10 protein-coding genes are annotated in these 11,192 nt (G+C 75.8%); 2 read left to right on the top strand and 8 right to left on the bottom strand.

Features of this window, described 5'->3' with window-relative positions:
- Positions 1–53 precede the first annotated feature (53 nt).
- Entirely contained in the window at positions 54–596 is a 543-nt protein-coding gene (locus ACFVGW_RS34370) for an ATP-binding protein (protein ID WP_385854747.1), read from the top strand.
- Positions 597–648: 52 nt separating this feature from the next.
- On the opposite strand, the gene ACFVGW_RS34365 is transcribed toward ACFVGW_RS34370, so the two are convergent.
- The 8 genes from ACFVGW_RS34365 to ACFVGW_RS34330 all read right to left on the bottom strand — a co-directional run bounded on the left by ACFVGW_RS34365 (position 649) and on the right by ACFVGW_RS34330 (position 9,767).
- On the bottom strand, positions 649–1,377 hold the full coding sequence (locus ACFVGW_RS34365) for a GntR family transcriptional regulator (RefSeq protein WP_385854762.1): 729 nt from the start codon (positions 1,375–1,377) through the stop codon (positions 649–651).
- A 125-nt stretch (positions 1,378–1,502) separates the two neighbouring features.
- Positions 1,503–2,930 (bottom strand): FAD-dependent oxidoreductase, encoded by a 1,428-nt coding sequence (locus ACFVGW_RS34360; protein ID WP_385854746.1) that lies wholly within the window; start codon positions 2,928–2,930, stop codon positions 1,503–1,505.
- 108 nt (positions 2,931–3,038) lie between these two features.
- The gene (locus tag ACFVGW_RS34355) at positions 3,039–4,181 is read right to left on the bottom strand and encodes a PP2C family protein-serine/threonine phosphatase (RefSeq protein WP_385854745.1); all 1,143 of its coding nucleotides are present in this window, start codon (positions 4,179–4,181) and stop codon (positions 3,039–3,041) included.
- A 64-nt stretch (positions 4,182–4,245) separates the two neighbouring features.
- Positions 4,246–5,154, bottom strand: a complete 909-nt coding sequence (locus ACFVGW_RS34350) for an NAD-dependent epimerase/dehydratase family protein (protein ID WP_385854744.1) — start codon at positions 5,152–5,154, stop codon at positions 4,246–4,248.
- Entirely contained in the window at positions 5,151–6,521 is a 1,371-nt protein-coding gene (locus tag ACFVGW_RS34345; RefSeq protein WP_385854743.1) for a cytochrome P450, read from the bottom strand. The genes ACFVGW_RS34350 and ACFVGW_RS34345 overlap by 4 nt, the downstream gene beginning before the upstream one ends.
- Positions 6,518–7,999, bottom strand: coding sequence for a class I adenylate-forming enzyme family protein (locus ACFVGW_RS34340; protein WP_385854742.1), 1,482 nt, complete (start codon positions 7,997–7,999; stop codon positions 6,518–6,520). Before ACFVGW_RS34340 ends, ACFVGW_RS34345 begins: the two co-directional genes overlap by 4 nt.
- Positions 7,999–8,742, bottom strand: coding sequence for a glycosyltransferase (locus tag ACFVGW_RS34335; protein ID WP_385854741.1), 744 nt, complete (start codon positions 8,740–8,742; stop codon positions 7,999–8,001). The genes ACFVGW_RS34340 and ACFVGW_RS34335 overlap by 1 nt, the downstream gene beginning before the upstream one ends.
- Positions 8,739–9,767: a 3-oxoacyl-ACP synthase III family protein gene (locus ACFVGW_RS34330; RefSeq protein ID WP_385854740.1), complete on the bottom strand. Its 1,029-nt coding sequence runs from the start codon at positions 9,765–9,767 to the stop codon at positions 8,739–8,741. The genes ACFVGW_RS34335 and ACFVGW_RS34330 overlap by 4 nt, the downstream gene beginning before the upstream one ends.
- A gap of 182 nt (positions 9,768–9,949) precedes the next feature.
- Here ACFVGW_RS34330 and ACFVGW_RS34325 point away from each other — a divergent pair, with 182 nt between their 5' ends.
- Entirely contained in the window at positions 9,950–11,035 is a 1,086-nt protein-coding gene (locus ACFVGW_RS34325) for an enoyl-CoA hydratase/isomerase family protein (protein WP_383221667.1), read from the top strand.
- The last annotated feature ends 157 nt before the right edge of the window (positions 11,036–11,192 follow it).

Below are 11,192 nucleotides of genomic sequence, written 5' to 3'. Positions count from 1 at the left end.
GGCCGCCGTTCACCGCCGACGAGATCCCCGCGCCACCGGGCAGCACCTTCGTCATGCTCTCCGGCCGGGCCGATCCCGACGACCCGGAGCTGGCCGCGCTGCGCGCCCGGCTGGCCGGTGCGGACCCGCCCCGGCCGCTCAGCGCATCGGACCTCCACGACCTGCCGCTCGACCAGGCGGCCGTCCTCGTCGCCCGTACCCGGGCCCTCGACGCGGAGGACGTCGCGAGCTGGGAGATCACCCCCGCGCTGAACGCCGTCTCCGACGCCCGCCGCCGGGCCGTCCGCCTGCTCCGGGAATGGGGACTGCGGGAGACGGCCTTCGCCGTCGAACTCATCGTCAGCGAACTCGTGACCAACGCGATCCGCCACGGCATCCCACCGATCCACCTGCGGATCATCCGCAACTCCGCGGATCACACGGTGACCTGCGAGATCTCCGACACGGGGACGGCCGCGCCGCATCTGCGCCGGGCCCGCGCGGCCGACGAGGGCGGTCGCGGCATCTTCATCTCCGGGGAGCTGTCCGACCGCTGGGGCGTCCGCTGGACGGAGCGGGGCAAGACGGTCTGGACCGAGACCTCCTACACGCCCTGACCTCCTCCGGGGACCGGCCCCGGACGCCCTCGCCGCGACTCCCTCGCCGCGGTCAGCGTCGTCCGGCGCGCGGCCCGCCGGCTCGCGCGTCCGCGCCGCAAGCGCTCCCCGCGCCGGACTCGTCCCGCGCCCACAGCGAGCGCACATGGCTGAGATGCCGGACCATGCACCCCTCCGCCCCCTTCGCGTCCCCCGCCAGCATCAGGTCGAGCAGCTCCAGATGCTCCTCGGCGGACGGCAGCAGCTCACCGCGCTCGTCCAGCGCCGTCAGCCCGTAGAGCCGGGACCGCTTGCGCAGGTCGCCGACGGTCTCCACCAGGCGCGCGTTGCCCGAGAGCCCGAGCAGGGTGAGATGGAAACGGCGGTCCGACTCCAGGTAGCCGATGAGGTCGTGGGCACGGGCCGCCGCCACGATCTCCTCGGCGATGGGACGGAGCGCCCGCAACTCCTCGCGGTCGGCCGTGAGCGTCACCCGGCCCACGGTCGGCACCTCGATGAGCAGACGGATGTCCGTGTACTGGTCGAGGTCGCGCTCGTCGACCTCCGTGACCCGGAAGCCCTTGTTGCGTACCGGCTCGACCAGGCCCTCGCGGGCGAGGTCGAGCATCGCCTCGCGCACCGGCGTCGCGGAGATGCCGAAGTCCTCGGCCAGGCCCGGCGCCGAGTACACCGCGCCCGGCTGCAGCTCGCCGGAGATCAGAGCCGCCCGCAGAGCGTGCGCCACCTGGTCGCGCAGCCGCTCGCGGGTGGTGATCAGCCGGCTCTGCTTCAGATGCCCCATGTGCCGCTCTCCGATGTCCATGTGACGCGCCGCCCGGCCGCCGGGCGTGGCGCCGCGCCCCCGTACGATTTCACACCGGGAAGCGTCCCGGGAACGGGTCGTCACGCTCACGGAGCGCGGGGCGGTCAGGGCCGGTCCCCGCGCTCCGGAATCTCCAGGGGGCCGGTCGCCGGCCCCTGCAGCACGCGGCCGTCGGACGCCGCGAAGCGAGAGCCGTGGCAGGGGCACTCCCAGGTGTCCTCCAGCTCGTTGAACCCGAGTTCACAGCCCATGTGGGTACAGCGAGGGGGACGGGCGACGAGGTAGTGGCGGGCGACCGAGGCCTGAGCCCTGACGACGTCGGGGTACTCCCTCAGCGGCAGCGTGCGGCGCGGGTCGAAGAGCTCGGTCCAGTCCGGACGCGGCCCCCCGGTCACATGGGCGGCGAGCAGTCGTCCCGCCATCACCCCGTTGCTCATCCCCCAGCCGCCGAACCCCGTGGCCACGAAGACGTGCTGCGTGTCCGGGTGCTCATGGCCGACGTACGGGAGGTGGTCCGCCGACCGCACGTCCTGCGCGGCCCACCGGTACACCGTCCCGGCCCCGCCGAACCCCGGGAAGATCCGGCGCGCCCAGCCCGCGAGCCGTTCGAGACGCTCGCCGGTGTGATCCGTGCCGGGTTCGAAGGCCTCTCCGGTCACGATCAGCAGCCGGTGGCCGTCGTCGTACGGCGCGGTGCGCACCGAGCGGGTGCGGTCCTCCGGCGTGAGATACATGCCATGCGGAGCCTGGGCCGTCGGCACCGGGGCCGCCACCACGAGTTCGCGCCGCACCGTCAGCCTGGTCAGCAGCGAGCTGTGCACCGTCAGCGGGAAATGGGTCGCCACGACGACGTCCCGCGCGTGGACCGTGTGACCGGCCTCGGTGGTGATCCGGCAGTCCGCGTGCTCCCGCAGCTCGGTGACGCGCGTGTGCTCGTGGACCCTGCCGCCGCGGGCGACGAGATCCTCGGCGAGCGCGAGCAGGAAGCGGCGGGGGTGGAAGAGCAGCTGGTCGTCGAGACGTACCGCCGCGGCCACCGGGAAGGGGAGTTCGGTCTCCGTCACGTACGCCGTGTCGAGACCCGCCTCCAGGGCGGCCGCCGCCTCGGAGCGGATCTCGTCGGCGCGCCGGGCGTCGGTGACGTACGTGTAGGCGGGTGCCCGCTCCAGCTCGGCGTCGGCGCCCGTCTCCTCGCAGAGGCGGACGACGTGCTCCAGGGCCTCCTGTTGGGCGCGGGCGTACCGGGCGGCGGCGAGGAAGCCGTGGGTGTCGCGGATCCGGGCGTAGGTGAGGCCGTGCAGCGCGGTCAGCTTCCCGGTGGTGTGACCGGTGACGCCGCCTCCGATGCGGTCGGCCTCCAGGAGCACGACCTCGCGCCCCGCGCGGACGAGCTCGTGCGCGGTGCAGACGCCCGCGATGCCGCCGCCGATGACGACGACGTCGGCCGTGAGGTCCTCGGCGAGAGCAGGACGGTCCGGAGGGGCGGTGCCCCGCATCCAGTACGACGTGCCGAAACTCGCGTCCGCCGGCATCGCGCGCTCCTTCGGGCGGGGGCGGGGACCGTCGGCCCGCGTCTGCCCGCCAGGTTCCGGATCACGCGCGGCCTGGAGCTGCTGCCGGGGGCTACGACTACGACCAGGCTACGGCTTCGGGGCGAGACGCTCGACCGCGACGAGCGCCGCGTCGTCGCCGAGATGGCCGCCCGCGTACGTGCGGAGGTCGTCCCGCAGGCGGCCGAGCAGAGTCGGCGGGTCGTCCCCGACCCAGGCCGCGAGCCGCTCCGTGAGCGGGTAGAAGGCCCGCGACCGGTCGCGGGCCTCGATGACCCCGTCGGTGTAGAGCAGGAGCACGTCGCCGACGTCGAAGGGGAAGGTCGCCACGGTGACGTCGGGGGAGAGCACGTCCGCGAGTCCCAGGGGCGGGCTCGCGTCGGGGGTGTCGAGGGAGACGACCCGCCCCTGCCGCAACAGCAGCGGCGGCGGGTGACCGCAGTTCACGAGCCGTACCACCGGCTCACGGTCGGGGATGTCGAGGACCAGCGCGGTGACGAAGGCCTCGTCGGCGTCGTCGGCCGGCTCGTCGGCGCCGGCCCCGGGCGCCGCCACGGCCTGCGGCGCCTCGGCCGACCCCACGCCCGCCTCCAGATGCCCGACCAGCGCCGGCAGCTCGGTCTCCTGCCGGGCCGTGACCCGGAACGCGCCCAGGACGAGCGACGCCTCGCTGATCGCGTCGAGCCCCTTTCCCCGGGCGTCCCCGATCAGCAGCCGGGTCCCCGTGGCCGTCCGGGCGGCCGCGTAGAGGTCACCGCCCATCTGCGCCTCCTCCTCGGCCGCGAGGTAGACGGACGCGATGTGGAGCGGGCCCGCGCGGTGCGGCAGCGGGCGCAGGACGACGCTCTGCGCGGCCTGGGCGATCGACCGCAGCCGCGACACCCGGATCTCGTCCTGCTCGCGCAGGTAGGCGAAGAACGTGACGATGACCGTGATCAGCACCAGCGCCACGATCTGGTACGTGTGGTTCAGGTCCGTCAGGCTCGTCCGCAGGATCGCCACCAGCGACTGCGCGAGAACGGCGACAGCGCCGACGAACGCCGTCATGCGCGGCCCCGCGAACGAGGCCGTCACCGCCGGCGCGGCGATCAGGAACGGTCCCAGATGCACCTCGGGCGGAGCCAGGACGTCCACCACGGTGACCGCCGCGATCAGCGCGAACGACGCCGTGAGCAGCAGCCGGCCGCCGCGCCGGGAGAGGCGGGGTGCGGCGTCGCGTCGGCGGGCATCCATGGGAAAGGCATACCTCAGGTGATGGGGCATGTCCTGTTGCCGCGCTCCTGGCGCGGCGCGTGCCTCAGGCCCGGTGTGCCGCCGCGTAGTCGGCGAGGGTACGGGCGGCCCGCCAGCCCTGGCCCTCCGCCCTGGTGACGTCCAGGACGACGCGGTGCGCGAGCTGATCCACGGCATACCGGGTCAACGGAGGTTCGGCGCCCGGACGAAGGCGCGCCACGGCCTCGGCCGCCCTCGCGGCCCCGCGGGCCAGCGGCAGAGGCAGGTGATGGATCCGGGCGCGTACGCCGTGGGCCCGCAGGACCGTCCCGATCGCCTCGTCGCGGCGGTACGGCACGGGGTCGGCGATGTTGTACGCGCCCGGGAGCCAGCCGGCGGCGCTCAGGGCCGCGTCGGCCAGGTTCTCGACGGCCGTCAGGCTCAGGACGACGTCGGGACCGGGCAGCAGCACCCGGCCGCCGCGCACGCGCGCGAGGAGGCGGGGCACGAGGTGCGGGTCGCCGGGCCCGTAGACCGCGCGCGGCCGGAGGACCACCGCCCCGGCCGCGAGCGCGAGGGCCTCGCCCGCCGCCTTCGTCCGGCCGTAGGCGTTCAGCTGCCCGCGCACCGGATGGTCCTCGGTGATCCGGTCCCGGCCCGGACCCGGCGCGTACACACTGGCGCTGCTCACCCAGACCACCGGGCGGCCCGCCGCCGCCTCCATGAGCCGGGCGGTGCCGTCGACGTTCACGGCCCGCATCGTCGTCTCGGCCGCCGAACCGGGCACGGGGTCGCCGACCGCCGCCGCGCAGTGCACGACGACGTCGGCCCCGCCGAGGTCGGGCGGTCCGGCCTCGGCGTCCCACCGGACGTGCCGTCCGACCGGCCCGGGCCGGCGCCCCACGCAGAGGACGCCGGCGCCCCGCGCGGCGGCGAGGGTGGCGACATGGGAACCGCAGAAGCCGCTCGCTCCGGTGACGGCGATCGTGATCATGCGGGGTCCTCCGTGAGGGGGCGGGCGGCGGCCGTCGCGCGCACGGTCAGCCGGCGCCAGCCCGGCAGGGCCGCGCGCCGGTCCACACGGGCGTCGAGGACGGTCGGACGGTACGGGGCGAGGGCGGCCAGGACGTCGTCGAGCTGCGCCAGGGCGAGCCGCGCTCCGGGGCAGGCGTGCGGACCGGCACCGAAGACCAGCCGGGCGACGGCGGGCGGGGCGGGCCGGAGGGCGTCCGGTGGTTCGCGGTCGGCTCCCACGGCATGCCGCGCCACCAGCACGAGCCGGTCCCCGGCCTTCACCGGGCAGCCGTCGAGCACGGCGTCGGCGGCCGCCACGCGCGGCAGCAGCGGGGACGGCGCGGTGACGCGCAGCAGCTCGTCGACGAGCGCGGGCCGCAGCCGCTCGTCGGCCGCCTGCTCCCACAGACCGCCGTCGGCACACCACGCGACGGCCCGCGGCACCGCGGCGACGGTGGTGTTGACGGCCGCGACGGCGATCATGGCGCGCAGTGCCTGCGGGGCCGTCGGCTCCCCGGGCCCGTCGGCCAGGAGCGCCTCCAGCCGTGCCGTGGCCCTCGCTGCCGCGCGGGACGACCCCGGCGGCCGGGGGCCGGGCAGGTGGTCGCGGACGGCGGCGGCCGCGGCATCGGCCGCCGCTTCGGCGAGGACCGAGGCGTCGGCGCGGGACCCCAGGAGGGCCCGGACGGTCGCACCGGCGAGTTCCCGGGCCAGCGGGACGAGGTCCACGGGGCGCCCGGCCGCGAGCGGGGCGAGACGGCGGACGAGCACGGCCCGCCACACGGGGCGCAGCCGCTCCACACCGGCGGCGCCCAGGTCCCCGGCGACGGCGCGGCGGGTGTCGCGGTGGTCGCCGCCCTCCTGGTCGAACAGGGTTCCCCCACCGGAGAGTTCGCGTGCGGCGCCCCCGGTCGTGCCGGCGGCCGCACGGTCCAGCGGGATCCTGGTGAGGGCCTCGCGGTACGGCTCCGTACCGCTCACCAGCACCGCCCGCCCGAGCCGCGTCACCGCCCTCCGGCGGACCACCCCGAGCAGGGCGAACAGCAGAGGGTGCGCCCGCACGTACACCTGCCGGTCGCGCCGTCGCGCCCGCCGCAGAGCGGCAGTACCGCCCGACACCGGACAGCCTCCGGACTCCGCCCCGTCCGGCCTCGGACAGGCTCCGGACGCCGCCCCGCCGGACGCCCTGGCGAGCACGTCGCCCGGCGCGGCCTGCGGGGCAGTCGCCGGTCGGGGCGACGCGTCGGTCCCGGACGCCGCCCGCACCCCCGCCCGCCCGACCGCCGTCGCGCCGGTCCCGGGCGCCGCACCGGTGTCCGGACCGGCCGTACCCCTCGCCGCCGTCATCGGACCGGCTCCGCCGGACGTTCCGCCGCCAGCCTGGCCGTCGCCGCGCGGTCCGGCTTCAACGAGCGGCCGGACAGCGGAATGTCGGCGAGGAGGAGGGCGTCCGGGCGGGCGGTGCCCATGCGCCGCAGCGGTCCCGCCAGCGCCGCCCGGACATCGGCGCGGTCGGCCTCGCGGCGCGGCTGGACCACGGCGACCAGGCGCTCGTCGCCGTCACCGGCCGGGACGCCCACCAGGAGGGCGATTTCGACACCGGGCACGTGCAGCGCCGGCTCGTAGAGACCCGGGTAGATGTTCTCCGCCCCCCTCAGGACCATGTCCTTGCAGCGCCCCGCGAGCACGATCCGGCCTCGCGCGTCGAGCAGCCCCCGGTCGCCGGTACGGACCCAGGGGTCGGGCTCCTCGCCGAGGTAGCGGTCCCGGGCCCCCGGCCCGGACAGCAGCAGCTCGCCGTCCGGCCCGGTCCGCGCCGTCACTCCGGGCAGCGGCGCGCCCACCAGATCGCCGTCGTCAGGGAACGCCGCCTTCTCCGCCTGCTCGACGGCGGCGGCCGGGAACAGCTCGGTCAGCGCGTACACCCCCCACGCCTCGTCCGCCCCGGCGTGCCGTACCCGCGTGAGCAGCTCGGCGCTCGCCGGCGCGGAACCGGTGTACACGCGGCCGCCGAAGCGCGCGTCCGCGGCCAGCGCCGCCCTCAGCTGAGGTGGTGTCAGATAGGTGGCCTGCGGGGCGAGCCGGCGCATCTGGCGGGCCAGCACGCGCGGTGACCGCGCGGGCAGCGCGACCGGCGCGCCGCTCGCGAGCGACGGCACGAGGACGAAGAACGTACCGCCGAGCACGGGAAGCCCCGGCTTCGGACGGACGAGATCGGTGACCGTCGCCATGCCGGCGGCGAGCGACGCACGCGTGTGCACCACCGCGCGCGGGCGCGAGGTCGTGCCCGAGGTGAAGACGATCACCGCGTCCCCGTCCTCGTCCACCGGACGCGGCAGGACCGACGTCCCGGACACCGCCTCCAACGCCGGTGCGCACCCCGGCAGCCGGCGTCCGACCGTGGCCACCGGCCCGCCCAGCTCCGCGAGGTCCGGAAGCGCGAGCCGGGCCCGGCGGGCGATCGGCCGCGCCCAGCCGGCGACCGCCTGGGCGGCCGCGTCGGCGAGCACCACGGACGGGCGGGCCAGCGCGAGGCGGGCCCGCAGCACGTCGGGGCCGGCGCCCGGGTCGAGCACGGCCGCCCGCAGCCCGAGCCGGTGCACGGCCAGCATCACGGCGAGCGCGCGCGGCCCGGGCCGTACGGCGACCCCGACCGTGTCGCCGCGCCGCAGACCCCGCGCGTGCAGCGCGGAGGCGTACCGGTCAGCGAGGCCGGCGAGCTCCCCGCAGGTGGCCTTCGTCCGGACGGCGCCGGACCGGGTCGTGCCGAGCACGGCCGGGCGGCCGGGGTCCGACCGCAGCGAGTGGGCGAGAGCGTCGAGCATCAGCGAGGGTCCTCCCCGTGCCGCCCGGGTCCTCTGTCCAGGTACCAGCGGGCGGTTCCGACGATTCCGTACGCGCGCAGGCGACGGGTGGAGTTCTCCACGACCATGTCGCGGGCGTGCACGATGGCCGTGGTGCGCCGCCGCACCCGGTTCAGGAAGAGCCGGTCGGTGGGGGAGGGGCGGCGCGGCATCCCTCCGACGGCCTCGTACAGCCGCGCGGTGATGGCCATGTTGTTGCCCGCGTGCATCCGGTACGGCGCGAGAAAGCCGTGCCGCCGCCGGTGGGCGGGCCGTATCCGGCCGAAGAACGCGGCGACGCGGACGAGGGTACGGAACAGGGCGCGCCCCACCGGCCCGTGTTCGTCCCTGCGGGCGTCGATCCGGCCGCACACCAGCCCCGCGCCTCCGCGCAGCGCGGCCCGGGCGGCGGCCGTCCAGCCGGGGTGGGGAAGGCAGTCGGCGTCCGTACGGGCCAGCAGCGCGGCCCCGTGCCCGATCGCGTACCGGAACCCGGTGTCCACGGCGCACCCCACGCCCTTGTCCCGCTCGTCGAGCACATGGACGGGGAACGGCGCCCGCCGCGCGAACGCGCGGGCGATGGCCGCGGTCTCGTCCTCCGACGCGTTGTCCACCACGACCAGCTGGAAGTCGCGGTCGGACTGGGCCGCGAGCGCGTCGAGCGTGGCGCCGATGCGCGCGGCCTCCTGGTGGGCGGGCACCACGACCCACAGTGCGTCGTTCACGCCTTCTCCCAGACCATCGTCATGATGCTGACGCCGCCGCCGAGGCCGACGAACAGCACCCGGTCGCCGCTGCGCAGCCCGTCCTGGACCCGGTCGAGCTGGACCCCCAGCGTCGCGCTCGCGATGTTCCCGAGCTCGGGGACGGTGACGACGAGCCGGTCCTCCGGAACGCCGGTGATCTCCACGAACCGCTCCAGGTACGGCACGGTGACCTGGTGGACCAGGACGTACCGGAAGTGGCGCCACTCGAGCCCCGTACGGTGCAGCACCCTATCGACGACCGAGGTGCCCACCTTCTCGAACACCTCGCGCAGCTCGCTGCCGTCTCCCCGGAAGTAGGTGTGCTCGTCGCCGCGCGGATGCTGCGAGCCGCCGCCGAATATCCCGCCCACCGGCCAGTGTTCGGAGTGCGTCTCGGTGTCCACGTCGAGGATCCCGCCGCGGTCCACCGCCTCCAGGACCACCGCGGCGCCCGCGTCGCCGAACGTGTAGCCGGCGAACCCGTCCCGGAACTGGGCCGGGTCCGACGGGTCGTGGCGCACGGCACGGCTCGGCGTCTCACCGGTGACGACGAGGGCCCGCCGGGCCCGCCCGGCCAGGATCATGCCCCGGGCCAGGTCGATGCCGTTGACGAAGCTGTTGCAGGCGTTGGTGACGTCCAACGCATGGGCCCTGGAGCCCAGTTCGGCCTGAACGATGTGCGCGGTGGCCGGTTCGACCATGTCACGCGTGGCGGAGGCGAAGACCAGCAGATCGATGTCCTGCGGCTCGGCCCCGGCCCGCGCGAGGGCCTGCCGGGCGGCCCCCACCGCCAGCGTGGAGGCGTACTCGCCCGGCCCCGCCACACGCCGGGTCACGATCCCGGTGGCCCGCTCGAACACCCCGGCGGGCAGCGCCATCCCACTGCCGGCCATGACCCGCTGCCGCAGCCGCTCCGAATCCATGACCCGATCGGGCAGGCACGCGCCGACCCCGGTGATCCCGATACGGAGGGGGCCGTCCGCGACGGCCTGATGACTGTTCATACGCCGGAGGCTACGAAGGACGGCGGCCCCCCGGCCTGAGTGTCCGTACTCAACCTTCCTGAGGCAAAGACCCGTCCCGGGGGCGGGCCGGCCCTGCCGATACGGTGGGCGGAAGATCGTCCGGCGGAAGGTGACGGGAACATGCGACTCATTCAGGCCCCCGGCGTGACGGAGCCCCCGCGATGACGGCGGGGTCCTCCGGGGCGCCCGGCGGAACCCCGGCGACGGACGCGGCCGGCGCTCCGCACGTTCTGGTACGCACGGAGGGGCGGGCCGGGTTCCTCACCCTGAACCGGCCCCGGGCCATCAACGCGCTCACCCACCCGATGGTGCTCCGCATGGAGGAGGCGCTGACCGCCTGGGAGCACGATCCTGCCGTCGAGACCGTCGTCGTCCAGGGGGCCGGAGAGCGCGGGCTGTGCGCGGGCGGCGACATCCGGGCCATCCACGAGGACGCCCGCTCGGGCGGCACCGCCACCCTCGGCTTCTGGCGCGACGAGTACCGGCTCAACGCCCTCATCGCCCGCTACCCCAAGCCCTACGTCGCCTTCATGGACGGCATCGTGATGGGCGGCGGAGTCGGCGTCTCGGCCCACGGCTCCGTCCGCGTCGTCACCGAACGGTCCCGTGTCGCGATGCCCGAGACGGGCATCGGCTTCGCCCCCGACGTCGGCGGCACCCACCTGCTGGGCCGGGCGCCCGGCGAGCTGGGCACGCACCTCGCCCTGACCGGCGCACAGGCCGACGCCGCCGACGCCCTCCTCACCGGCCTCGCCGACCATTTCGTACCCTCCCAGGACCTGCCCCGCCTGGCCGACGAGCTCACCAGGGCGCCGGCGCACGAGGTGGTGCCCCGGTTCGCGCGGACGGCCCCGCCCGGCCGACTGGCCGCCGCACGCGACTGGATCGACGCCTGTTACGCGGCCGACACCGTGGAGGAGATCGTCGACCGGCTCCTCGACCACGGGACCCCCGAGGCGAAGGAGACCGCCACCGTCCTCCTCACCAGGTCGCCGACCGCTCTGAAGGTCACCCTCGCGGCGGTCCGCCGAGCCCGGACCCTGGACTCCCTGGAGGCCGTCCTCGACATGGAGTTCGGGCTCTCCCGCACCGCCCTCTCCTCCGCCGACCTCGTCGAGGGCATCCGCGCCCAGGTCGTCGACAAGGACCGCGACCCGCGCTGGACACCGCCCACGCTCGCCGAGGTGACGGACGCCGACGTGGCACGGTACTTCGCCCGGCCGGGCGACCCGCGAAAACTCCGGTGACGCGACCGGGCTCCCTTCCCTAGACTCACCGCACGGCCGCCGGGATCACGGCGCGCGCCGACGACCGAAGAGGGGAGCCCGACCGTGTGTCGCCACACCGCTGTCGTCGTGCCCCGGTCCCGGTACGACGTGATCCTGATGTCTCCCCCTGCCCGGT

This window comes from Streptomyces sp. NPDC127129 (assembly GCF_042671585.1).
Classification (GTDB): domain Bacteria; phylum Actinomycetota; class Actinomycetes; order Streptomycetales; family Streptomycetaceae; genus Streptomyces.
Note: the sequence above shows the minus strand (reverse complement) of the source record. Positions and strands in the feature narration are given on the sequence as shown.